23 protein-coding genes are annotated in these 22,015 nt (G+C 66.0%); 9 read left to right on the top strand and 14 right to left on the bottom strand.

The genetic code is table 11. From position 1 onward, the window contains the following. The first annotated feature begins 25 nt into the window (after positions 1-25). The gene (locus Q0W90_RS06545; protein WP_297595695.1) at positions 26-826 is read left to right on the top strand and encodes a GAF and ANTAR domain-containing protein; all 801 of its coding nucleotides are present in this window, start codon (positions 26-28) and stop codon (positions 824-826) included. A 19-nt stretch (positions 827-845) separates the two neighbouring features. Here Q0W90_RS06545 and Q0W90_RS06540 read toward each other — a convergent pair whose 3' ends face one another. Together Q0W90_RS06540 and Q0W90_RS06535 are read right to left on the bottom strand one after the other, a co-directional pair. Continuing rightward, positions 846-1,604, bottom strand: coding sequence for a GAF and ANTAR domain-containing protein (locus Q0W90_RS06540; protein WP_297595696.1), 759 nt, complete (start codon positions 1,602-1,604; stop codon positions 846-848). 67 nt (positions 1,605-1,671) lie between these two features. Beyond that, entirely contained in the window at positions 1,672-2,379 is a 708-nt protein-coding gene (locus Q0W90_RS06535; protein WP_297699889.1) for a GAF and ANTAR domain-containing protein, read from the bottom strand. Positions 2,380-3,150: 771 nt separating this feature from the next. On the opposite strand from Q0W90_RS06535, the gene Q0W90_RS06530 reads away from it, so the two are divergent. From Q0W90_RS06530 to Q0W90_RS06520, 3 genes are all read left to right on the top strand, one after another. Beyond that, positions 3,151-3,468, top strand: coding sequence for a hypothetical protein (locus Q0W90_RS06530; protein WP_297595699.1), 318 nt, complete (start codon positions 3,151-3,153; stop codon positions 3,466-3,468). 175 nt (positions 3,469-3,643) lie between these two features. Beyond that, complete coding sequence (locus Q0W90_RS06525; RefSeq protein WP_297595700.1) at positions 3,644-3,814, top strand: CsbD family protein; 171 nt, start codon at positions 3,644-3,646, stop codon at positions 3,812-3,814. Positions 3,815-4,043: 229 nt separating this feature from the next. After that, entirely contained in the window at positions 4,044-4,895 is an 852-nt protein-coding gene (locus Q0W90_RS06520; RefSeq protein WP_297699892.1) for a ferritin-like domain-containing protein, read from the top strand. Between the two features lie 51 nt (positions 4,896-4,946). Here Q0W90_RS06520 and pafA read toward each other — a convergent pair whose 3' ends face one another. From pafA to dop, 5 genes are all read right to left on the bottom strand, one after another. Further along, positions 4,947-6,305, bottom strand: a complete 1,359-nt coding sequence (pafA, locus tag Q0W90_RS06515) for a Pup--protein ligase (RefSeq protein ID WP_297595703.1) — start codon at positions 6,303-6,305, stop codon at positions 4,947-4,949. A 221-nt stretch (positions 6,306-6,526) separates the two neighbouring features. Then, positions 6,527-7,297 carry a proteasome subunit alpha gene (gene prcA, locus Q0W90_RS06510; RefSeq protein WP_297595704.1) on the bottom strand — a complete coding sequence of 257 codons (771 nt, stop codon included), beginning with the start codon at positions 7,295-7,297 and terminating at the stop codon, positions 6,527-6,529. Further along, entirely contained in the window at positions 7,294-8,169 is an 876-nt protein-coding gene (gene prcB, locus Q0W90_RS06505; RefSeq protein WP_297595706.1) for a proteasome subunit beta, read from the bottom strand. Before prcB ends, prcA begins: the two co-directional genes overlap by 4 nt. Further along, positions 8,166-8,360: a ubiquitin-like protein Pup gene (locus tag Q0W90_RS06500; RefSeq protein ID WP_067168450.1), complete on the bottom strand. Its 195-nt coding sequence runs from the start codon at positions 8,358-8,360 to the stop codon at positions 8,166-8,168. Before Q0W90_RS06500 ends, prcB begins: the two co-directional genes overlap by 4 nt. Positions 8,361-8,501: 141 nt before the next feature. Beyond that, entirely contained in the window at positions 8,502-10,010 is a 1,509-nt protein-coding gene (gene dop / locus Q0W90_RS06495; RefSeq protein WP_297699897.1) for a pup deamidase/depupylase, read from the bottom strand. Positions 10,011-10,150: 140 nt separating this feature from the next. Here dop and Q0W90_RS06490 point away from each other — a divergent pair, with 140 nt between their 5' ends. Further along, complete coding sequence (locus Q0W90_RS06490; protein WP_297699899.1) at positions 10,151-11,293, top strand: hypothetical protein; 1,143 nt, start codon at positions 10,151-10,153, stop codon at positions 11,291-11,293. Between the two features lie 48 nt (positions 11,294-11,341). Continuing rightward, positions 11,342-11,986 (top strand): hypothetical protein, encoded by a 645-nt coding sequence (locus Q0W90_RS06485; protein ID WP_297595709.1) that lies wholly within the window; start codon positions 11,342-11,344, stop codon positions 11,984-11,986. A gap of 7 nt (positions 11,987-11,993) precedes the next feature. Here Q0W90_RS06485 and Q0W90_RS06480 read toward each other — a convergent pair whose 3' ends face one another. Together Q0W90_RS06480 and arc are read right to left on the bottom strand one after the other, a co-directional pair. After that, positions 11,994-13,784 carry a hypothetical protein gene (locus tag Q0W90_RS06480; RefSeq protein ID WP_297773703.1) on the bottom strand — a complete coding sequence of 597 codons (1,791 nt, stop codon included), beginning with the start codon at positions 13,782-13,784 and terminating at the stop codon, positions 11,994-11,996. 34 nt (positions 13,785-13,818) lie between these two features. Continuing rightward, positions 13,819-15,648: a proteasome ATPase gene (gene arc, locus Q0W90_RS06475; protein WP_297773700.1), complete on the bottom strand. Its 1,830-nt coding sequence runs from the start codon at positions 15,646-15,648 to the stop codon at positions 13,819-13,821. A 318-nt stretch (positions 15,649-15,966) separates the two neighbouring features. Here arc and Q0W90_RS06470 point away from each other — a divergent pair, with 318 nt between their 5' ends. Further along, positions 15,967-16,650: a hypothetical protein gene (locus Q0W90_RS06470; RefSeq protein ID WP_297599408.1), complete on the top strand. Its 684-nt coding sequence runs from the start codon at positions 15,967-15,969 to the stop codon at positions 16,648-16,650. Positions 16,651-16,658: 8 nt separating this feature from the next. Beyond that, positions 16,659-16,958: a DUF503 family protein gene (locus Q0W90_RS06465; RefSeq protein WP_297599407.1), complete on the top strand. Its 300-nt coding sequence runs from the start codon at positions 16,659-16,661 to the stop codon at positions 16,956-16,958. A gap of 54 nt (positions 16,959-17,012) precedes the next feature. Here Q0W90_RS06465 and trmI read toward each other — a convergent pair whose 3' ends face one another. Further along, the gene (gene trmI, locus Q0W90_RS06460) at positions 17,013-17,858 is read right to left on the bottom strand and encodes a tRNA (adenine(58)-N(1))-methyltransferase TrmI (protein WP_297599406.1); all 846 of its coding nucleotides are present in this window, start codon (positions 17,856-17,858) and stop codon (positions 17,013-17,015) included. A 74-nt stretch (positions 17,859-17,932) separates the two neighbouring features. On the opposite strand from trmI, the gene Q0W90_RS06455 reads away from it, so the two are divergent. Further along, entirely contained in the window at positions 17,933-18,829 is an 897-nt protein-coding gene (locus Q0W90_RS06455) for a RecB family exonuclease (RefSeq protein WP_297701442.1), read from the top strand. Positions 18,830-18,837: 8 nt separating this feature from the next. Here Q0W90_RS06455 and Q0W90_RS06450 read toward each other — a convergent pair whose 3' ends face one another. From Q0W90_RS06450 to Q0W90_RS06435, 4 genes are all read right to left on the bottom strand, one after another. Then, positions 18,838-20,205: an FAD-containing oxidoreductase gene (locus tag Q0W90_RS06450; RefSeq protein ID WP_297773696.1), complete on the bottom strand. Its 1,368-nt coding sequence runs from the start codon at positions 20,203-20,205 to the stop codon at positions 18,838-18,840. Then, the gene (locus Q0W90_RS06445; protein ID WP_297773693.1) at positions 20,202-20,720 is read right to left on the bottom strand and encodes a DUF4126 domain-containing protein; all 519 of its coding nucleotides are present in this window, start codon (positions 20,718-20,720) and stop codon (positions 20,202-20,204) included. The genes Q0W90_RS06450 and Q0W90_RS06445 overlap by 4 nt, the downstream gene beginning before the upstream one ends. Positions 20,721-20,840: 120 nt before the next feature. Beyond that, complete coding sequence (gene hisG / locus Q0W90_RS06440) at positions 20,841-21,695, bottom strand: ATP phosphoribosyltransferase (protein WP_297599402.1); 855 nt, start codon at positions 21,693-21,695, stop codon at positions 20,841-20,843. A 2-nt stretch (positions 21,696-21,697) separates the two neighbouring features. Beyond that, a complete protein-coding gene (locus Q0W90_RS06435; RefSeq protein ID WP_009953388.1) occupies positions 21,698-21,979 on the bottom strand; it encodes a phosphoribosyl-ATP diphosphatase in 282 nt (93 codons plus the stop codon). Positions 21,980-22,015: the final 36 nt, after the last annotated feature.

Below are 22,015 nucleotides of genomic sequence, written 5' to 3'. Positions count from 1 at the left end.
AGACGACCGAAAAGGGCGTGCGACGTTGACCGAGTTTGAATACCAGCCGGGCCGCCCCGCACCCCAGCCGCCAGACCTGACCCAGGCACAAAGCGACGCCGACGATGACGATCTGTATGCGTCGCTGACTGGGTTATCCCGCATAGTGGTCGATGCCTTGACGGTGGACGAGTTGCTCACCCAGGTGGCCGAATTTGCCGCGCATGCGATCCCGGGCGTCACCGGGGCAGGTGTGACCGTGGCTCGCCCGTCCGCGCCCTTGCGTATCGAGTCGTGGGCAGTGACCGCGGAGTTCGTCCGGGAAATCGACGCCCTTCAGTACGAGGTCCACCACGAAGGACCCTGCATGAGTGCTATGCGAACGCGGCGGCCCTGTATCAGCGGATCGCTCGGTGACGACATACGCTGGCCGCACTTCGGCAGCGCCGTGGCACGCCTGGGCGTGAACTCGTCGTTGTCCCTGCCGCTGGTGCTCCGCGAACAGGTGATCGGCGTCATCAACGCCTACGCTGATGGCCTCGACGCATTCGACGAACACGCCGTGGCACTGGGCGCAAAGTTCGCCGGACCCGCGGCTGTGTCGATCTACAACGCGCGGTTGCTGATGCAGGCCCGGCAGCGGGCGGAGCAGCTGCAGCGCGCGCTGGGTAGCCGGTCGGTCATCGACCAGGCGATCGGCATCATCCGCGGTCGCTCCGGTGGCAGCGCCGAGGAGGCGTTCGGCCGAATGGTCAAGATCAGTCAGAACGAGAACGTCAAGCTGCATGTGATCGCCGAGCGAATAGTCGACCTATCGGTACGCCGCGCCCCCGCACGCGAGGACTAAACCTGACGCGTGAGTAGATCTACGCCGACGGCGCGGCTTTCAGGGTTGTCATGGCCGCGAGCATCGCGGCGCGGGAGTCGGGCTGGGCGATCAGCCTCCGCGACACCTCTGTCAGATGGTCATGGTTGGACCGCGCGTAGCGACGCAACAACGTAAATGCATCCTCCACCGACACGTCAAGGCGCTCACGCAGGAAGCCCTTGGCCTGCTCGATCACAACGCGAGCAGCCAGCGCGGTGCGCAGGCGGGGCCCCACCATCGCCGGAGTCGGGGCGTGTTCCTGCAGGATCGCGACGCTCGCGATGTGCGCCAGGCTTTGGCCGACCAACAGATCGGCGTCGTTGAGTTCACCCGGATGCGTACCGAACAGGCCCAATGCGCCTAATACGACGCCGGCCGCGCGCATCGGCACGGCGTGCACCGACGCAAAGCCGGCGTCAACGGCAGCGGGCGCGAATCGCGGCCAACGTGATGACGTGGCCGCGAGATCCGACACCGAAACAGGCTGTCCGCTGGCATAGCACTCCACACACGGACCTTCGTCGGCCTGCAGCTGAAAGAGCTCTAGATCGCGCGCATTTTCCGAAGTCGCAGCCAGCAGATGCAATTTCTCGAACGGGTCGACCAGCAGCAACCCGGCCGCGGCAACATCGAGTAGCTCTGCGCAGCGTTCCGTGAGTTCGGTCAACAGGTCGACCACGTCAAAGTCGTCGAGCAGACTGTCGACAAGCGATACAACGGCGTTCAAAACTCGGGTCTCACGAGGAGTATCGGTCATCTTCGACTCCTTCCTGGCTGATCACCGCGGGTCGCATCGAGCGGGTGGCTCACGTGAGGGGAGCGCATCAATCGTCCTCCAGTCGCAGTCGGCGGTCCAGGATGTCGCGCGCGACGTCGATGGCGCTGCGGTCGGTGGCGTACGCACGCCCCCGCAGCCGGACAAGAGCCTCCGCGGCGTCGATGTCGAGCTGAGCCATCAGCATGCCCGTGGCCTGGCTGACCTCCGCGCGAGACAAGGCATTCAATTCGGCCCAAGCATCGCTGTTGGGATCCGAGATCGCGGCCTGCAGGTCGGTATCCATGAGATCGAGCACAGGCACCGCCGCCAACTCGGCGGCCGTGATCGCACCGGCCAGTTGCTCGGTGGCCAACGTACCCGGCTCGACGCGAAACAGGTCTAAGGCTCCGACGTACTCGCCGGCGACCAGCACCGGAATCGCGTACACCCCCCGGATCTGGTGGCCCAGCATCGCCGATCCATACGCGGGCCAGCGTGCATTGTTTGGGTCGGCAAGGTCACCGACGAGCACGGGCGCCCGGCGAGCCACCGACTCCAGGCAGGGCCCTTCGCCCAGAGTGAATTGCAGCTCGTCATACATCAGCGCCGAGGGACCGCTGGACCCTAGCGTTCCCGCGTTGGCACCATCGAAGACCAGCGAAATCGCCGCAGCATCGACGTCGAGCAGCCTCACGCAAGCCCGGCACAGCCGGTCTGCCGCCTCTAGTCGGTGCCCGCCGCTGACCGCGGCACGCAGTTGCTCACCGATTGTCACAGCGATCCGAATTGTCCCAGTGATCCGAACATGGATCGGCCGAGTCGGCGCACGGGCCCGAATCGCGCGTTCGTAGTGTCATTCGCGCCACGTCCGATGCTGCCAAACAGCCAGCCAAGGATGACGGTTGCCGCCCACACCGTGGATGAGCAGGATCGGTCGGCCCGTCCGCCGCCAGGGTGTAGGCGATGGCGCAACCGCCGGGCCGCATCCGACCATCGCGTATTTGTTGGCCTGCCGCGGTTCGACAGCTGCTCAGCAGCGAAGAAGACGAGGACATGCCGACCAGCTCCAAGCTCTAGTTCACCGAAAGACCAGGTCTATCCGGCGCCTCGGAAATGACGCCGCGATATTCGCACAGAGGGGCGCGACAGTCTGGCTGGCTGGCTGGTGTGTCAACCGAGCCGAAGGATACCCGATTTCGCAAGTCCCAACCGGCGCAGCCGTATCCAATTGCCGGAGTGGCCGAATGACCGAACAGGGCGTAGCGTTGCTGTTGTTGGTTCTCACCCAGTCCGGAGCGGTTAAGGATGAGCCGCAATCATCTGTTCAAGCCGGACCCCAAACAAGCCAGTCGATTCCGAGGTTGCCGTAGCGTATCTCGGACGTGGCTGGGCGCATCCAACGATGCGCTACTGAATCAACACCATCATTTGATGGCAGACTGAAACACCTTGCTGTCAATGAATTTCGCACAAACCTCTGTCCAGGCGTACGTCCGATCGGACCGGTCGGACACTTGACAGGCTTACACCCAACTTAGGAATAGAAATGGCTATTAGTAACCCCACCGACGCGCGCCGCCCCAACGCACAGACCGCCTATAGCGCCGAAGGCGCCGACGTCAGTCGAGTCCGCGCACCAGCCGGAAATGAGACGAAAACATCGTTCAAGACATCCGAGTTCGCGGTGTTCGTGGCCGCAGTCATCGGCGTGCTGCTCGCGTCGTACTTGGTGAAGGCGACCGACGGACGTGCCGACTACTTCTTGGCCGATCGGGCATGGTTCTACGTCGTGTTGCTCAGCATCGGCTACATGGTCAGCCGCGGCCTGGCGAAGTGTGGTACTCGAAATCGCCGCGACGGCTAATCGGAGCTGTCGCCCCACCGTCGGGTCCGCCTGTTCTGTATTGACATGCCGCACAATGGAATAACTAGATCTCTCGCACCCGGGTATGACCCGGGTGCGAGCCCAGGACGACCCCGCAGGGGGCGTCCATGGGCAACCGCAATTCGCGGCTGCCCACCACAGAAGGGACACACCCATGGGAATCACCGACAAGGTCAAGAATGCCGCCCAGGACGTCGCGGGTAAAGCCAAGGAGCAGGCCGGCAAGGTCACTGGCGACAAGGACACCGAGGGCGAAGGCAAGAAGGACCAAACCAAGTCCAGCGTGAAGAAGGCCGGCGAAAACGTCAAGGACGCATTCAAATAACCGTTCTTGGTGTGGCCTGCCGCCGACCACGGCGGCAGGCCACACCGCTTCCACCACCAGGTTCCTTAAACCTTCAGCGCGACAATGATGTTCGCGCAGTTACCCCAAGCAACAACCTCGAACTCTCCAGGGAGCAAACATGACTCATGCCGCCATCGATAAGCTCATCAGCCAACTCCGCGCACTGCATCGCCTCACCAATAGCGAGATTCAAACCGCCCAAACACGGTTGGCGCAGGCGCGCAACGATACTGTGCGCCAACAATTCACGACGAACGCTGCCAACGCGCGTGAACGCGCAAGGCTGATCGCGGCGGTACTGCGTGAGCTCGGCGGCATTCCGGACGTCATCACCCCCGCGCTGGGCCGCGCTACCGCACTGGCCAAGACCGTGGCCGTACAGGGTCAACCGATATCGACCGCGCTGTTCGGTGACCTCGCCCTGGAACATCAACTGCTCGACCGTGCAATCTATCTCGAAGCCCTCGCCGACGCGGCCGACCACGTCGACGCCCGATTGCTTGCGCGACGTCTACAGGCTGCGCATCAGGAAACCATCGAATGGATCACCTCGGTACTGGCCCAGGAAGCAGCCGGAGAGCCCACCGCCGTGCGGCCCACCCCGGTGCAGACGGCCGTAGGTCGACTCACCAAGGCGGCCAATTATCCTTCCCGCTGGGTTGCCGAGCGGATCAACGGAACCGCCGAGGCCGTCGCCCGCACCCGCTCGCGAGTCGCCACCGTCGCCGAAGCCGCCGTCGACTCGCTGACCGCCGGCCGCGACGCTGGACTCCGTCACGCAGAGCAAACCGCGACCCGTAAAGGCGCCCGCACTACCGCCACCGCGTTGAACCGCACCCGTATCCTGACCGGGGGTCTTACCGAAGACGAGCTACCCGTCGCTAACTATGACGATCTCACCGTCGGCGACGTCGAGGCCGCGGTGCAAAAAATCACCGATGCGACCGCGCTGGGGATCTTGCTGCGCTACGAAAACAACCACAAAGACCGTGCCGGTGCGTCCACCGCAATCAAAAACCAGCTGGCCGAACTCAACGCGCGGCACAGCAACAGAAACTGATTGCCCTGGTTGGACGCGGCGGTCGCCGCACGGGGTCTACGGCAGCACGCGCTACATACTGGCGATCAGCCGTTTGACCCGCTCGTCGACCGCACGGAATGGGTCTTTGCACAGTACGGTCCGCTGGGCCTGGTCGTTGAGCTTGAGGTGCACCCAGTCGACGGTGAAGTCGCGGCCGGCTGCCTGGGCGGCGCTGATGAACTCGCCACGCAGCCGTGCCCGGGTGGTCTGCGGCGGATTGTCGACCGCCTCCGCGATGTCCTCGTCGGTGGTGACGCGCGCGGCAAGACCCTTGCGCTGCAGCAGATCAAAGACGCCGCGCCCGCGCTTGATGTCGTGATAGGCCAGGTCCAGCTGGGCGATCTTCGGATCGGACAGCTCCATGTTGTACCGGTCTTGATAGCGCTGGAAGAGCTTGCGCTTGATCACCCAGTCGATCTCGGTGTCCACCTTGGCGAAATCCTGGCTCTCGACCGCGTCGAGCTGGCGGCCCCACAGGTCGACGATCTGCTCGATCTGCGCGTTGGGCTCCCGGGTCTGCAGGTGCTCGACCGCGCGGCTGTAGTACTCGCGCTGGATGTCCAGCGCGCTGGCCTGACGCCCGCCCGCCAGCCGCACCGGTCGACGGCCGGTGACGTCGTGGCTGACCTCGCGGATGGCGCGGATGGGGTTATCCAGCGAGAAGTCGCGGAACGGCACGCCGGCTTCGATCATCTCCAGCACCAACGAGGCGGTGCCCACCTTGAGCATGGTGGTGGTTTCGCACATGTTGGAGTCGCCGACGATCACGTGCAACCGCCGGTACTTCTCGGCGTCGGCGTGCGGCTCGTCGCGGGTGTTGATGATCGGCCGGCTGCGGGTGGTGGCCGAGGAGACGCCCTCCCAAATGTGCTCGGCGCGTTGGGAAAGGCAGAACGTTGCGGCCTTGGGGGTCTGCAGCACCTTGCCCGCGCCGCAGATCAGCTGGCGCGTGACCAGAAATGGCAGCAGGACATCGGAGATCCGGGAGAACTCGCCGGCCCGCACGATCAGGTAGTTCTCGTGACACCCGTAGGAGTTACCGGCGGAATCGGTGTTGTTCTTGAACAGGTAGATGTCGCCACCGATGCCCTCGTCGGCGAGCCGCTGCTCGGCGTCGATGAGCAGGTCTTCGAGCACCCATTCGCCGGCGCGGTCGTGGGTGACCAGCTGCACCAGGCTGTCGCACTCGGCGGTCGCGTACTCGGGGTGGCTTCCGACGTCGAGGTAGAGCCGCGCGCCGTTACGCAGGAAGACGTTGGAGCTGCGGCCCCAGGACACGACGCGCCGAAACAAGTAGCGGGCCACCTCGTCCGGGCTGAGCCGCCGATGGCCGTGGAATGTGCAGGTGACCCCGAACTCGGTCTCGATGCCCATGATTCGCCGCTGCACGTAATCGAGCGTACTGGTTGTCCGAGCGCCGCGGTAAGCAAGCCGCGCCTATCGATCCGACGAAGTTTCTCCCGCGCCCTTTTCCGGAGCGCCCCGGGCCCAATGGGGCCACGAGGCTCCGGCGCACAACCTTGATGACGTGAGAGCTCACCAGCACCTTGAGCACCACCAGGCCCAGCAGTACCGGCCATGGGAAGCCGCCGATCCATTGCGGGTCGGGTCTATTCGGACGGTCCGCCGTCCGAATCCGCCTCTTCGCCGTCGTCTTCGGACCCGTTCGAATCCAGCTCGCGGAGCAAATTTTCCAGGGTGGCACGATTGATCCGCCGAAACGCCCGTCGCGGCCGGCTGACATCCAAGATCGCGACCTCCAGGCTGCCCACGTCCAGGGTGGACTGGTCCCCGTTCGAGGATTCGCTGCCGGCCCGCAACGCCTTCACCGCGATGCGCGTGGCCTCGCGCAGATTGGCGTTTTCGGCGTAAGAGTCCTTCAGCGCGGTGGCGATCGGCTCGGTGGTGCCGCCCATCACCACGAAGTGCGGCTCGTCGGCGATCGATCCGTCATAGGTAATCCGGTACAACTCAGGCGGTTTCGTCTCGCCGTAGTGCGCCACCTCGGCGACGCACAATTCCACCTCGTAAGGCTTGGCCTGCTCGGTGAAGATGGTACCCAGCGTCTGCGCATACACGTTGGCCAGCTGGCGACCGGTGACGTCGCGGCGGTCGTAGGCGTACCCGCGGGTGTCGGCGAATTGGATTCCGCCACGGCGCAAATTGTCGAATTCGTTGAACTTGCCCGCGGCGGCAAAGCCCACGCGGTCGTAGAGTTCGCTGATCTTCTGCAACGACCGCGACGGGTTCTCCGCGACAAAGAGCACACCGCCGGCGTAGACCAGGGCGACCACGCTCTTGCCCCGGGCGATGCCCTTGCGCGCGAGTTCGCTGCGCTCGCGCATCGCCTGTTCGGGCGAGATGAAATACGGGAAGCTCACTTCTCACCACCATCGGGGCCGAAAGTGTCAGCGCGCGAACGACTTTCGATCACTTCACGAGCCAGTTCGGCGATGCGGCCCTCCGGCACTTCGAGCGCCCCCTCGGCGCCGATGGTGACCGCCGTGGGGTAGATGCCGCGGACCAGATCCGGCCCGCCGGTCGCGGAGTCGTCATCGGCCGCGTCGTAGAGCGCCTCGATCGCGACCCGCACCGCCGAATCGGCGTCGGTGACCTGTGAGTACAACTTCTTCATCGACGACTTGGCGAAAATCGAGCCCGAGCCCACCGACTGGTAGCCCTCCTCCTCGAAGTTCCAGCCGCCGGCCGCGTCGAACGAGACGATGCGGCCGGCGCCTTCCGGATCGGCCGCGTGGATGTCGTAGCCCGCCAGCAACGGCAACGCCACCAGCCCCTGCATGGCGGCGGCCAGGTTGCCGCGCACCATGATCGCCAGCCGGTTCACCTTGCCGGCAAACGTGAGCGGGACGCCTTCGAGTTTCTCGTAGTGCTCGAGCTCCACGGCGTAGAGGCGAGCGAACTCCACGGCAATGGCGGCGGTGCCGGCGATACCGGTGGCGGTGTAGTCATCGGTGATGTACACCTTCTTGACGTCGCGCCCGGCGATCATGTTGCCCTGCGTCGAGCGCCGGTCGCCGGCGAGCACCACGCCGCCCGGAAACTTCAGCGCGACGATGGTGGTCCCGTGGGGCAGCTGCGACCCGGCGCTTCCCGGCTGGGCGGCCCCGAGGCTGGCGGGCAGCAACTCCGGCGCCTGACGGCGCAGGAAGTCAGCAAACGACGAAAGGTCTACAGCGCGGTTTCCCGGAAGTGCGGAGTTGATGGGTAGGCGATCAGAGAACTGCCAGGTCACTGGCCGCCCTTTTGGACGTATGCCCGAACGAAGTCCTCAGCGTTCTCCTCGAGGACGTCGTCGATCTCGTCGAGCAAATCGTCAGTCTCCTCGGCCAGCTTCTCCCGGCGCTCTTGGCCCGCGGCCGTGCTGCCGGCGAAGTCGTCCTCGTCGTCGCCACCGCCACCACGCTTGGTCTGCTCCTGCGCCATCGCCGCCTCCTGCTTGGTCTGGGCTTGTTGAATGGCTTTCCATTGTCACGTTCAATGTCACGTTCAATGTCACGCCACGCATGCCCGTTGGTCTTTCCTACCCTACCGGTCAACCCCAACGTTCCCCGGCTGAACCGACGTCTAGCTGGTGAGTTGTTCTACCAGTTCCGCGGCGCTGTGGACTGAGTCCAGCAGCGCTCCGACGTGCGCTTTGCTGCCACGCAGCGGCTCCAACGTCGGAATGCGGACCAAGGAATCGCCGCCGAGATCGAAGATTACGGAGTCCCAACTGGCCGCGGCGATGTCGGCGCCGAACCGGCGCAGGCATTCACCACGAAAGTATGCGCGGGTGTCCGTCGGCGGATTGTCCACCGCTTCGAGCACCTGGTGTTCGGACACCAGACGCTTCATCGAGCCACGCGCGACGAGCCGGTTGTACAGGCCCTTGTCCAGCCGGACGTCGGAATATTGCAGGTCGACCAGGTGCAGTCGCGGCGCCGACCAGCTCAGGTTCTCCCGCTGCCGGAACCCTTCGAGGAGACGCAGCTTGGCTGGCCAGTCCAGCAGCTCGGCGCATTCCATCGGGTCGCGCTCCAGTTGGTCGAGCACGTGCGCCCAGGTTTCGACGATGTCGGCGGCGCGCGGGTCGGGGTCGCGGCTATCGACCAGCTTCGCCACCCGATCGAGGTAAACCCGCTGCAGCGCAAGCCCAGTCAGTTCCCGACCATCGGCCAGGGCCACCGCGGTACGCAGCGACGGGTCGCGGCTGATCGCGTGGACCGCGTGCACCGGCCGGGCCAGCGCCAGGTCGCTCAGGTCGATGCCGTGTGACGGGCCCTCTTCGATCAAGTCCAGCACCAGCGAAGTGGTGCCCAGTTTCAGGTAGGTCGACGTCTCGGCGAGGTTGGCGTCGCCGATGATGACGTGCAGCCGTCGGTACCGGTCGGCGTCGGCGTGCGGCTCGTCGCGGGTGTTGATGATGCCGCGTTTGAGGGTGGTTTCCAGGCCGACCTCGACCTCGATGTAGTCCGAGCGTTGCGACAGCTGAAAACCGGGCTCGTCACCGGAGGGTCCGATGCCGACGCGTCCCGAGCCGGTGACCACCTGCCGCGAGACCAGAAAGGGGGTCAGCCCGGCGATGATCGCCGAGAACGGCGTCTGCCGCGACATCAGATAGTTTTCGTGCGACCCGTAGGAGGCGCCCTTGCCGTCGACGTTGTTCTTGTAGAGCTGCAATTTCGCGGCCCCGGGCACGCTGGCGACGTGCCGGGCGGCGGCCTCCATCACCCGCTCGCCGGCCTTGTCCCAGATCACGGCGTCCAGCGGGTCGGTGCATTCGGGTGCGGAGTATTCGGGGTGCGCATGGTCGACGTAGAGCCGGGCGCCGTTGGTCAGGATCATGTTGGCCGCGCCGACCTCGTCGGCGTCGACCACCGGGGGCGGGCCGGCCGAGCGGCTCAGGTCGAACCCGCGGGCGTCGCGCAGGGGCGATTCCACCTCGTAGTCCCACCGGGTGCGCTTGGCGCGCTGAATGCCCGCTGCCGCCGCATACGCCAAGACCGCCTGCGTCGACGTGAGGATCGGGTTGGCAGTCGGGTCCGATGGCGAGGAAATGCCGTATTCGACCTCCGTTCCGATAATCCGTTGCATGCCCCAAGGGTAAGCCGGGCGACGGGGCGCCCCGCGAAGCGGGGCGCGCAGGAGGCGGCCCATCGGGACCGATCGGACGACGAAACGCCCCCCGGCGATAGGCCGGCACGGGTGGCGTGGCCGCCGTAGGGTGAGCCGGCATGGAGCTGCTTCGCGGCCGCGCGCCGGACCGTCCAGCCGAGCCGAGCGCCGCGGCTGAAAGCTGGTTTTTGGAGCGGGGTTTGCCGTCCGTGCTCACCCGGCGCGCGCGGTGGCGCAGGCTCTGGACGCGGTCGGCGCCCATGCTTGCGGCGTACGCGGCGCTGCAGGCCTGCATGCTGGCCATCTATCTGATCACCGGCGGCCGCGACGTCGAGATCAGCGGCGAACCGACGACCTCCGAGTGGGCCGTGCTGGTTCTCCTCGCCTTGGCCCTGCCATCGATGGGTGTGGTCGGCTGGCTGGTGTCTCGATCGCGACGCCGGAAGGCACGCACCGCAATAGCGGCAGTCGCCGTCCTGTTCGTGGCGTCCGTCGGAGTCGCCGTGGCCGACCTCGCGCAGGAGGCCATCGTCGTGGCCGCCGTCCTGATCCTGACCGGGCTCGGCATCGGGTCGGTGGTCGGATGGGCGGTACGGATGATGCTGTCGCATCTTGCGACGGTGGGCGCCTTGGCCGTTCGGGCGTTACCGGTCGTGCTGCTGACCGCATTGGTGTTCTTCAACACCTACGTCTGGCTCATGGCCGCGACCATCAGCGGCAACCGCCTGGCGCTGGCGATGGCATTTTTGGTTTCCATCGCGGCGGCCTTCGTCACCTCGGCCACCCGCGAACGGGTCCGGCCGATGCTGCACTCGGCCACCATGCCGCGCGAGGCACCCGAAACGCTCGCCGGCACACCGTTCGCGATGATGCCCCACGCCTCCGACGCGGCACCGTTAAAGAAGGCGGAACGCCTCAACGTCGTGTTTGTTCTGGCGGTCTCACAACTGGCGCAGATCCTGGTGGTGGCGGTGGTGACCACCGCGATCTACTTGATCCTCGGCCTCATCGTGCTCAGTCCGGAACTCCTCCACGAGTGGACCCATACCTACAAAAGCAGCGCGACGGTGCTGGGATTCACGCTGCCGGTGCCGGACTCGCTGATCCACATGACGCTGTTCCTCGGCGCGTTGACGTTCATGTACATCAGCGCCCGCGCGGCCGGCGACGCCGAATACCGTTCCACGTTCCTCGATCCGCTGATCGACGACCTGCACACCACATTGGTGGCGCGCGATCGCTACCGTGGCGCCACCGGGTAACCGTCCGCCCTGTTGACGGCACCGACACCAATGATTAATTTCACCGGAGTGTCCGCGCCCGAATCCGACCGCGCCGTTGGTAAGCACGCACTCGACCTATTCGGGAAGCGCTACGGCGAGGTACTCCTCGTTACCCCCGGCGAGGCGGGACCGCAGGCGACGGTGTACAACAGCTTCCCGCTCAACGACTGTCCGGCCGAGCTGTGGTCGAAGCTCGACGCCCAGGCCGTCGCCAAGGAACACGGGGCGGCCACGGCGTTGCTGAACGGTCCGCGCTACTGGCTGATGAACACCATCGAGAAGCAGCAGCAGGGGCCGCAGATCACCAAGACCTTCGGCGGGATCGAGATGATTCAGCAGGCCACGGTCCTGCTGTCGTCGATGAACCCCGCGCCCTACATCTCCAACAAGGTCAATCGCCACACGGTCTTCGTCTTCAACCCCGGCCAAGAGATCTACGAACTCATCGATCCCCTGAGCCGCCACTGGGTGATGCAGACCTGGAGCCAGGTCGCGGACGCCACCTTGTCACGAGCAGACCTGCCGGGCCTCGCCAACCGGCTCGACCTGCCAGCCGGCTGGACCTACCAACCGCGCGTGCTCACCGGCGAACTGCGGGTGGACACCACAACCCGGGCCGCCGAGGTGCTGCAGGACAATTTGACCAACAGCTATTCGCTGGTGACCGACTGACGTCTCGTCAGCAGCGGTTCGCCATCCAGCTCTGGTGCCGCACCGCCGCTTTGCGCGCGGCTTTGGCCAGTATGCGGTCCGGCAGATGGCGGCCCAGCGCATCGAGAACGAGCGCGGTCTCGGGCACCGGATGGCGCCAGATGTCCTCCAGCAGCTGCGACGGATCGGACAGACCGGCGAAGAGGCTGCACAGCTCCTCGGGCGATTCCAGGGTGCTCGACAGGACGTCGACGAGCACCGCGACGTCGATGAAACTCGCGAGAGTCTCGGCATCAGCGGGGTCACGCTGGATCAACCACAGCGCCGCGTGGCCGGCCACCGGACTGTCCAGCAGCTGACGAACGAAGGGTTCGGCTACGTCGATGTCGAACTCATTCAGCGCGATGAAGCCCATCGTTCGGCCGGCCGCGGTGTCCATGGCCGCCGCCGCCTCGGTGAGCATCTGTACCCGTTCGGCGTCCGGGCGGTCGGGCTGCCAACGCCCTATCAAAGTCGCGTGAATAGTGTTGTCCACCAACAACATTGCGCTGATCAGGTCCGTCGCGTCCCAGTCGGCGGCGCGGTCGAGGCGGCGCAGCGCGAATCCGGCGTCCTCCAAATAATCCGGCAGGATGTGGCGCCCCAGCGCAGTCAACGCCACCGTTCCACCGGTCCAATCGCTAGGCCCAAGCGGCTGCGGCACTTCGACTGGATCAGTCCACCGCACCACACCGGCCTCCCGCAGAACTTCGAAGAGACGGCCCATGTCGCCCTCGGCGCAGTCCTCGAGCAGGTCCGCCTCGTCCCCATACGAGCTGTGCGACACCGGCTGCGTGGCCACCAGCGCGTGCACCCACTCCAGCAGGGACTCGAAGGGAAGTTCCGCGCCGTCTTGCAGCAGCGGCGCCAGCCAATACACAATCCCGTCGTCGAACAGCTCGTGCATTGTGTTGCGCTCGGGATAGAGCTGCGACGATTCCGACGACCGCAACGGGCGCGACAAGAGGATCGCCGCGAACAGCGACTCCGCCCGCTCGACGGGCGAGCGCGTCCCCCACTCCTCCGCCGGCACCAGACGGTGTTGACGCACGTCCACCGCGCCAGCCTCGATGGCCACGTCGACGAGGAAATTCAGGCGCCGGAGTGCCGCCGTCGACCGAGCCGGAAGTATCCGCTCACCCAACTCCACATCAAGCACGTCGCCGGTGTCGAGCGATTCGACCAGCGCGCGACCGTCAGCCAGTTCGAGGTCCCCGTCGCCGGTCAGTGGCTTACCGTCCGACCCGAGATAGCCGCGGAGGGTATCGAGTTTGGCGAGCAACGGGGTCGCTGCCGCGGCGGCCGCCACGTCGGCCGCGGAGGGCGGGATGTGGAGGAACGGCAGTTTCAACGGCTCCGGCGCCTCGACGTCGGCCGCGGTGGGGTCGCGTGCTTCCGCCAGCAGGGTCGGCGCGAGATCGTCGGCCAGCCGCCGCAACCTGGCGGCGCGCTCGGCACCCCCGATCAGACGTCCCGTGGCTGCCATGAAGTCGACGTAGACGCCGATCGCGAAGCACAGGCACACCGCGTCGTCGGGCCGCCCCGTGAACCGATTCGGACACCAGTCGAGCAAAAACTCCGCGATATCGCCGGGCGTGAAGTCGTCGAGAACGCCGGTGGAATCGCAATAACGCCAGTCCAGGAAGACGCCGACGTCGGAGACGACATCCTGCCGATCCGAATCGAGCCCGTCCCACCAGCTCTCGAGCTCATCCAGCAGCGTGTCACGCGCCTCGGCATAGGCGTCGTCGTCACCTGGAGCGTCAAAGCGGAGCCGCACGGATGCGACGCTAGTCGGTGGTACCGACAAATGCTTACAAGTACTGACCCAGGTTCGACTCGGTGTCGATGGCCCGCGACGCGCTCGAGCTCTTGCCGGTGACCAGCGTGCGGATGTAAACGATCCGCTCACCCTTCTTGCCCGAAATCCGCGCCCAGTCATCGGGGTTGGTGGTGTTGGGCAGGTCTTCGTTCTCGGCGAACTCGTCGACGATCGAGTCCAGCAGGTGCTGGATACGCAGACCCGGTTGACCGGTCTCCAGCACCGCCTTGATGGCGTTCTTCTTCGCCCGGTCGACGACGTTCTGGATCATCGCCCCGGAGTTGAAGTCCTTGAAATACATGACTTCCTTGTCACCGTTGGCGTAGGTGACCTCCAGGAACCGGTTGTCGTCGATCTCGGCGTACATCCGCTCGACGACCTTCTCGATCATCGCCTTGATGCACGCGGTGCGGTCGCCGCCGAACTCGGCGAGGTCGTCAGCGTGCAGCGGCAGCGACTCGATCAGGTACTTCGAGAAGATGTCTTGCGCCGCTTCGGCATCCGGCCGCTCGATCTTGATCTTCACGTCGAGGCGCCCGGGCCGCAGGATGGCGGGGTCGATCATGTCCTCCCGGTTGGAGGCGCCGATCACGATGACGTTCTCCAGTCCCTCCACGCCGTCGATCTCACTGAGCAGCTGCGGGACCACCGTCGTCTCGACGTCCGAGGACACCCCGGTGCCACGGGTGCGGAAGATCGAGTCCATCTCGTCGAAGAACACGATCACCGGTGTGCCTTCCGACGCCTTCTCGCGGGCGCGCTGGAAGATCAGCCGGATGTGGCGCTCGGTTTCACCGACGAACTTGTTGAGCAGCTCGGGGCCCTTGATGTTCAAGAAGTACGACTTGGCCTCGCGCGCGTCGTCGCCGCGCACCTCGGCCATCTTCTTGGCCAACGAATTCGCCACCGCCTTGGCGATCAGTGTCTTACCGCAACCGGGCGGACCGTAGAGCAGCACACCTTTGGGCGGGCGCAGCGCGTACTCCCGGTACAGCTCCTTGTGCAGGAACGGCAGCTCCACGGCGTCGCGGATCTGCTCGATCTGGCGGGTCAGACCGCCGATGTCCAGGTAGCTGACATCGGGCACCTCTTCCAGCACCAGATCCTCGACCTCGGCCTTGGGGATGCGTTCGAAGGCGTAGCCGGCCTTGGTGTCAACCAGCAGCGAGTCGCCCGGACGCAGCTTGCGGGGCCGGGTGTCGTCGTTGAGAGCATCGGGATGACCGTCCGGCAGGTTCTCGGCGACCAGCGGGTCGGCGAGCCAGACGATGCGTTCCTCGTCGGCGTGGCCGACGACCAGCGCCCGGTGCCCGTCGGCCAAGAGCTCACGCAGCGTGGAGATCTCGCCGACCGATTCGAACGTGCCGGCTTCCACGACGGTCAGAGCCTCGTTGAGGCGAACGGTTTGGCCCTTCCGCAGCAACGCGAGTTCGATGTTCGGCGAGCAGGTCAGGCGCATCTTGCGGCCGGATGTGAACACGTCGACGGTCTCGTCTTCGTGCGTGCCGAGCAGGACGCCGTAGCCGCTGGGCGGCTGCCCCAGTCGATCGACTTCCTCGCGTAGCGCCAGTAGTTGCTGGCGGGCCTCTTTGAGGGTCTCCATCAACTTCGAATTACGGGACGCGAGAGAGTCGATGCGGGCTTCGAGCTGATGCACATCGCGAGCAGTGCGAGCGGCGCCTTGCGTGCCGACGGCGTGCTCGAGTTGCTCCCGCAACATCGACGCCTCACGGCGTAGTTGCTCCAATTCGGCCTCGTCGCCGCTGGACAGGTCTGATTCGTGGGGGGTTCCGAAAGCTTCAGAACGCTCTGAGCTACCCATCGTGCGCTCCTTTCCCACACCGAATTGGCGCGGCGGATACTTCAAAGCTACCGGCGATTGCCGATTGATGTGCGTAGTCAAATACCCACGAAAAGTTAAGATTTTCGTCACGCTGGTAATCTCGGCCACTAATCGTGATGATCGAAAGGGCCGTGGGAGGTGGCAGAGTGACCGCAAAAAGCCCCACCACGGGCTCGGCTCGCGTCACCGTCAGCGCCAGCTCCGCCGGTGTGAGTTCAGTTGCACCCATCGGCCCGACCTTAGCGACATCTCTCCCACCCGAAGCGGCCAGAGCCGCCTAGCCGGCCGACCGACTGGATGCCTCGACCACTGTCCGTAGCGCTGCGCACCGCCACCGCCGTGGCGGCGATCGGGCTCGCGGCGTGTTCGTCGAATCACCCCACGAGCGGGTCGACGACCGTCTCTTCGCTACCACCGGCCTCATCCCCTCAGGCTGCTGCGCCCGTCACGGCTCCCCTGCCGCCGCCCGAAGCCCTCACCGATGTCCTCGCCCGCCTGGCGGATCCAAACGTCCCGGGTGCGGCCAAGGTGAGCCTGATCGAAGGCGCCACCCCGGAGAGCGCGGCCACTCTGGACAAATTCACCAACGCATTGCGGGACAACGGTTACCTGCCGATGACCTTCGCCGCGAACGACATCGCGTGGTCGGACAAGAACCCGTCGAACGTGAAGGCCAGCATCGCCGTCCACACCGCCCAGGCCAACAACGCCAACTTCACCTTCCCGATGGAATTCGCTCCCTTCCAGGGCGGTTGGCAACTCTCCCGGCGTACCGCCGAAATGCTGTTGGCCCTGGGTAAGTCGCCCGCGGCCCCGACTTCCGGGGCTCCTGCGAGCCCGGCCCCCGCGCCGCCGCCCGGACCCGCTCCGCCACCCGAACCCGCTCCGCCACCGACACCACCGCCACCACCACCGGCACCACCGCCTCCCCCGCCGGCGCCGGTTCCGGAACCCGCACCTTCCGAAAACCCGCCAGGCTGACCCGCGGGATGTGGATCGGCTGGCTCGAGTTCGACGTGCTGCTGGGCGACGTTCGCTCACTCAAACAGAAGCGATCGGTCATCCGTCCCGTCGTCGCCGAGTTGCAGCGCAAGTTCAGCGTCTCGGCGGCCGAGACGGGTTCGCATGAGCTGTATCGACGAGCCGGCATCGGTGTGGCCCTGGTGTCCGGAGACCGCGGCCACGCCGTCGACGTCCTGGATGCGGCCGAGCGGCTGGTGGCCGCGCATCCCGAGTTCGAGCTGTTGTCGGTGCGGCGCTCACTGCTGCGCAGCGAGGATTTGAGTTAGCCGATAGTGGCGGCTCGCTGCGCCCGGCAACGCCGCGCTTGCGATCGCCACTGATTAGCCGTCGCGGCCTTCGCGTTTGCGACCCAGCGGCGTGGGCGCGACCACACCGGGAGCGAGCCGTCGCGTGAAGATCAGGAAGGCGGTGTGCCCGCGCATCGAATGCTGCGGGCGCACCGCGAGACCGACGACGTTCCAACCGCGTTGCAACGTCTCCCAGGACCTCGGTTCAGTCCAGCACTGCTGCGCCCGCAGCGCCTCGACCGTGCGCGACAGCTGGGTGACCGTGGCCACGTAGATCATCAACACACCACCGGAAATCAGCAGCCGCGCCACCGACTCCAGCACGTCCCACGGGGCGAGCATGTCGAGCACGGCGCGATCGAAAGAACCGTCCGGCAGATCGGAGTCGGCCACGTCGCTGACGATCAGTTGCCAGTTGTCCGGCACGTCGCCACCGGAGAACACCGACACGTTGCGTTGGGCGTGTTCGGCATGGTCGGCGCGCTGCTCGTAGGAGACCACCCGCCCTTCGGGCCCGACCGCGCGTAACAGTGAGCAGGTCAGTGCGCCCGAGCCGGCCCCGGCCTCGAGCACCCGGGCGCCCGGGAAAATGTCGCCCTCGTGAACGATCTGAGCGGCGTCCTTCGGGTAGATCACCTGCGGGCCGCGGGGCATCGACATCACGTAATCGATCAGCAAGGGCCGCAGCACCAAGTACGTGGCACCGTTGCTGGACTTGATCACGCTGCCCGGCTCGAGCCCGATCACCGCGTCGTGGGGGATCGCCCCGCGATGCGTGTGGAACTCGGCGCCCTCCGCGAGCACCATCGTGTAGTGCCGACCCTTGGCGTCGGTGAGCTGAACGCGCTCGCCCACGGTGAACGGGCCGGTTACGGACACACGGTCTAGCGTGCCAGCCGACTCACCGCAGCAGGTGCTTGGGGGTTGTCGGCGCCCGGTCATAGGCTTTCGACATGATCGTCCAGCCGGAGGCGCCGCAGTCGGCGCTGGGCCCGGCGAGGCAGGTGTCCCGCCCGGCGCTGTCACCGTCGCGGGCGGCGGATTTCAAGCAATGCCCGCTGCTGTATCGGTTCCGGGCCATCGACCGTCTGCCCGAGGCGCCGTCGCCGGCGCAACTACGCGGGTCGCTGGTCCACGCTGCCCTACAGCAGCTTTACGGCCTGCCCGCCGCACAGCGTGGCCCCGACACCGCCATGTCGTTGTTGGCGCCCGCGTGGGAGCAGATGATCGCCGCCGCGCCGGAGCTGACCACGGTCTTGGACCCTGGCCAGCGCACCCAGCTGCTGGCCGAGGCCCAGGCGTTGCTCACCGGCTACTACCGGCTCGAGGACCCCACCCGTTTCGACCCGCAATGCTGCGAAGAACGTGTCGAGGTCGAACTCGCCGACGGCACGCTGCTGCGTGGATTCATCGACCGCATCGACGTTGCCGCCACCGGTGAACTACGGGTAGTCGACTACAAGACCGGAAAGGCACCGCCGGCCGCGCGAGCCCTGGCCGAGTTCAAGGCCATGTTCCAGATGAAGTTCTACGCGGTGGCCCTGTTGCGTTCGCGTGGTGTACCGCCTACCCGGCTGCGGCTGATCTATCTGGCGGATGGCCAGGTGCTGGACTATTCGCCGGATCACGATGAGCTGCTGCGCTTCGAGAAGACCCTGATCGCGATCTGGCGGGCCATCCAATCCGCCGGCCAGACGGGCGATTTCCGTCCCACCCCGTCACGATTGTGCGACTGGTGTCCCCACCAGCAGCACTGTCCGCTTTTCGGTGGGACACCGCCGCCCTATCCGGGTTGGCCGGAATCGATTGGTGCGCAGACTGATTCGCCTTCGGCCGAACCAGCGGCGTAGGCGGGCGGTCAAAGCGGCGACAGCTCCTGCAGCATCGTCGGAATGAGCTCGCTGACGGTGGGATGAATATGCATGGTGCGTGACAGCGTGGTGTACGGCGCTTTGGCCGACATGACATCCAGGATGCAGTGGATGGACTCGTCACCGCCGACCCCAAAGACGGTGGCCCCTAGGATCTCCTGGGTTTCGGCGTCGACTACGACTTTCATGAAGCCCTGCGTCTCACCCTTTTCCACCGCCCGACCAACTCTGGTCATCGGCCGCTTGCCGACCAGCGCCTTGCGTTTCGACGCGCGGACCTGGTCGACGGTCAGACCGGCGCGTCCCAGCGGCGGATCGATGTAGAGCGCGTAGGTGGTGATGCGGTCGCTCACCCGGCGGGGGTCGTCGTCGAGCAGATTGGCGGCGACGATCTCGAAATCGTTGTACGAGGTGTGGGTGAACGCGCCCTTGCCGTTGCAGTCACCCATCGCCCAGATGTGATCGACGCTGGTCTTGAGCTGGTCGTCGACCACGATGTAGCCGCGGGTGTCCGTCCGCACACCGGCCGCCTGCAGGCCCAGCTCGTCGGTGTTGGGTCGCCGGCCCACCGCCAGCAGTAGATGACTCCCCCGGATGGGCGGTGCGCCATCACGAGGAATGAGCTCAAATCCGCTGTCGGCCTTGGTGACTCGTATATCGTCAGCACCGAGGATGACGTCGATGCCCTCGTCCCGCAGGATGCCTTCGATCGTTTCCGAGACGTCCTCGTCTTCCCGGGACACCAGCCGCGGGCCCCGCTCCACGACAGTCACCCGCGCCCCGAAGCGCCGATACATCTGCGCGAACTCGAGCGCGATGTAGCCGCCACCCACGATGACGAGATGTGATGGCAGTGTGTCGAGTTCGAGAATCGACACGTTGGTGAGGAAGTCAACCTCGTCCAGGCCCGGGATGTCGGGCACCACGGCACGGCCGCCGACGTTGAGGAAGATACGGTCGGCGTGCAGCGCGTTCTCGCCGACCCGCACCGTATGCGGATCCTCGAACATCGCGTGCCCGCGAACGACGGTGCAGCCGTCCATACCCTCGAGCCAATCTTCCAGACCCTTGCGGTCGCCCAGCATCACCTGGTCCTTGCGGGCCTTGACTTTCGCCATGTCCACGCTGATCTCGCCGGTGCCGACGCCGTAGTCCGCGCCGCGGCGCGCCAGATGCGCGGTATGCGCGGAGGCCACCAGCGTCTTGGTCGGGATGCATCCGGTGTTGACGCAGGTGCCGCCGATCAGTTTGCGTTCGACGATCGCGACGCGCTGCCCGGCTGCGGTCAGCCGCCCCGCCAGCGGCGGGCCGGCCTGGCCCGCACCGACGATGATCGCGTCGAAATGTTCTGTCACTTAACCGCCGTCAGCAGGTACTCCGTCAGTACGTGACCTGTGACGGCCAGAATGACGAATCCCCCGACGATCGCGACGGCATCCTCGAGCAGCGCGATGGGCAGGTCCTTACCGGCGACGGCGGCCAGTCGCTTGCGCGCCTGGTAGCCGCCGAGCGTGCCGAGTACCGCGCCGATGACGCCGGCGCCCAGCGCGGTAAAGGTCCAGTGCGGCCAGGCGCCCAGGGCCGCGCCCGCAAGCCCGCCCATGACGATGCGGGCCGCGAAGATCGGTGGCGCCGTGCGGGGCGGGGTCTTGGGCAGCTTGTCGTTGATCAATTCGCCGACGGCGAGAACGGTGAAAACGATCACCGCGATGATGCTGGCCATCCAGGCCGCCCAGGTGCCATGCAGGTCGATCCAGCCGAGGAGAGCGGGGGCAGCGGCCCAGGCGACGACGGCGGGAGCCGTCAGCGAACGCAGCCCCGCGACGACGCCAATCAGCAAAGCCAGCAACAGAACAAGCGCGTGTGTCACGAAGACCTCCTGGAGGACGAAACAGCCGGCGACCCTTTGTCAGGAACGGCCCACACGCCAACCCGGGCAGTCCCCGAGGCGGACGCTAACACAGCCGCGGCGTTCACACCGCGTGTGCAATCAGAACCGGCAAAACCTGATATCGGACGCCAGGATCGCCTTGGCGCCGATGGCGGCCAGCTCATCCATGATTTCGTTCACACCCCGACGCGGGACCAACGCCCGGATGGCAACCCAGTCCGGGTCGGCCAGGGGCGCGATGGTGGGCGACTCCAGGCCCGGCGTGATCGCGGTGGCCTTGTCCAGGGCCGAGCGGGGACAGTCGTAATCGAGCATCAGATACTGCTGACCGAACACCACACCCTGGATCCGCGCCACCAGCTGATCGCGCGCCGCCTGCGTCCCGGACCGGCTGCTCTGGTCGCTCTCGATCAGCACGGCTTCCGAATCGCACAGCGGATCACCGAAGGCAGCCAGGTTGTGCAGGCTCAGGGTGCGCCCGGACCCGACCACGTCGGCGATGGCGTCGGCGACGCCGAGTTGCACCGAGATCTCCACCGCGCCGTCGAGTCTGATGACGGTCGCCTCAATACCACGTCCCGCCAAGTCTTTTCGGACGAGGTTGGGATAGGCGGTGGCGATCCGTTTGCCGGCCAGATCCGCGATCTTCCAGTCACGCCCGGCCGGGGCGGCGTAGCGAAAGCTCGACGACCCGAACCCCAGCGCCAAACGTTCACGCACCGGTGCGTCGGAATCGCCCACCAGGTCGCGCCCCGTGATGCCGAAATCCAGCTCGCCCGAACCCACATAGATGGCAATGTCTTTGGGCCGCAGGAAGAAGAACTCGACCTGATTGGCGGGGTCGATGACGGTCAGGTCCTTGGAATCGGTGCGGCGCCGATAGCCGGCCTCCGCCAAAATCTCGCTGGCCGGCTCGCTCAGCGTGCCCTTGTTGGGAACCGCAACCCGCAGCATGGTCACAGCTTCCGATACACGTCGTCGAGGGACAGCCCGCGCGCCACCATCAGCACCTGCGTCCAGTAGAGCAATTGGCTGATCTCCTCGGCCAGCGCGTCGTCCGGCTCGTGTTCGGCGGCCAGCCATACCTCGCCGGCTTCCTCGAGGATCTTCTTGCCGAGCCCGTGGATGCCACCGTCCAGCGCGGCGACCGTCGCGCTGCCGGCCGGCCGGGTGCGGGCGCGCTCGCCCAGTTCGGCGAACAGATCCTCGAAGGTCTTCACGGCCAGCGATTGTTTCACGCGGCGCCCGGCAAAGTCACGGCGGTTTCGCCCTGC

The sequence above is a fragment of the Mycobacterium sp. genome (assembly GCF_025933915.1).
In the GTDB taxonomy this organism is placed as follows: Bacteria; Actinomycetota; Actinomycetes; order Mycobacteriales; family Mycobacteriaceae; genus Mycobacterium.
Note: the sequence above shows the minus strand (reverse complement) of the source record. Positions and strands in the feature narration are given on the sequence as shown.